The organism is Pararoseomonas baculiformis, assembly GCF_017813395.1.
Lineage (GTDB): Bacteria > Pseudomonadota > Alphaproteobacteria > Acetobacterales > Acetobacteraceae > Roseomonas > Roseomonas baculiformis.
Genome location: NZ_JAGIZB010000099.1, coordinates 1 through 1302 on the forward strand (window position 1 = coordinate 1; position 1302 = coordinate 1302).

The 1302-nt window shown below is 68.0% G+C and carries 1 protein-coding gene and 1 pseudogene; one reads left to right on the forward strand and one right to left on the reverse strand.

Going from position 1 to position 1302, the window contains the following annotated elements; all coding sequences use genetic code 11:
* On the reverse strand, positions 1 to 330 hold a 330-nt coding region (locus J8J14_RS24735), incomplete at its 3' end, for an IS110 family transposase (RefSeq protein WP_209382200.1).
* 71 nt (positions 331 to 401) lie between these two features.
* On the opposite strand from J8J14_RS24735, the pseudogene J8J14_RS24740 reads away from it, so the two are divergent.
* Positions 402 to 1268 (forward strand): annotated as a pseudogene (locus tag J8J14_RS24740) (IS3 family transposase); the annotation flags it as partial.
* Between the last annotated feature and the right edge of the window lie 34 nt (positions 1269 to 1302).

Sequence of the window (1302 nt, forward strand, 5' to 3'; positions counted from 1 at the left end):
TTCGACAAAGCGCATGGTCGGACGGGTCGCCGCCTCGGCGATCGCCTCCGCGTCCCGCTCGTCGTTCTTCTGTGCCTTCACATAGGGCCGCACATACTCGGGCGACATCAGCCGCACCTCGTGCCCTGCCTCGCGCAGCCGCCGGCCCAGGTGGTGCGCTCCACAGCAAGCCTCCATCGCCACCACGCAGCCTGGCGACCCTGCCGCCAGCCTGACCACCCCGTCCCGGTGCAGGCGCCGTCGCAGGACCACCCGCCCAGCCGTGTCCAGCCCAACCACGCTGCAGCTGTTCTTACCCAGATCCAACCCGAGAACCGCAATCACCGTCATGGGTCAGCTCCCTTACGCCCCGGTTGCCCGGCCAGCCTACGCCAGCAGGACTGAGGGGCGGGCCATCCCATAAGATTCCCCGGCCCGCGGTCATGAAGGAGGTGGTCGCCTATGTCACGGCGAGCCACGGCCTCAGCGAACGGCGGGCCTGTGCCCTGACGCGCCAGCACCGCTCGACGCAGCGCAAGCCGAGCATGCGGGATCCCCGCCTCGAGATCCGCCAGCGCATGCACGAGATCGCCCGGGTGAGGATCCGCTATGGCTACCGGCGGCTCCACGTGATGCTGCGGCGTGACGGCTGGGCGGTGGGCAGGAACCTGGTGTGGCGGCTGTACCGTGAGGAAGGCCTGGCGCTGCGCAGCAAGCAGCCCCGGCGCCGCAAGATGGTCGTGCAGCGGGAGGCGCGCTGCGTACCGAAGCGGCCGAACGAGGCCTGGAGCCTGGACTTCATCCAGGACCAGCTGAGCAACGGGCAGACGTTCCGTGCGCTGACCGTGGTCGACGTGTTCAGCCGCGAGGGTCTGGCCATTGAGGTTGGCCAGCGGCTCCGGGGCGAGCACGTGGTCGAGGTTCTGAACCGCCTGGTCGGGGAACGCGGAGCACCGAGATACCTGTTTGCGGACAACGGCGCGGAGTTCACCGGCCGCCTCGTCGATCTCTGGGCCTACCACCACGGCACCCGGATCGACTTCTCCCGACCGGGCAAGCCGACGGACAACGCCTTCATCGAGACCTTCAACGGTTCGCTGAGGGATGAGTGCCTGAACCTGCACTGGTTCGAAACGCTGACCGAGGCCCGGCGGGAGATCGAGGCCTGGCGGCGGGACTACAATGAGAGCCGTCCTCACATGGCCCTTGGCCAGAGGACGCCGCAGGAATACCGTTCTCTGGCAAGCCCTTCAGGGGTGTCGGAGGGCTCCGTAGCCGTCGAAGGCTAACGCTGGATCTGGACCACCAAACCCAAGCGCCTCA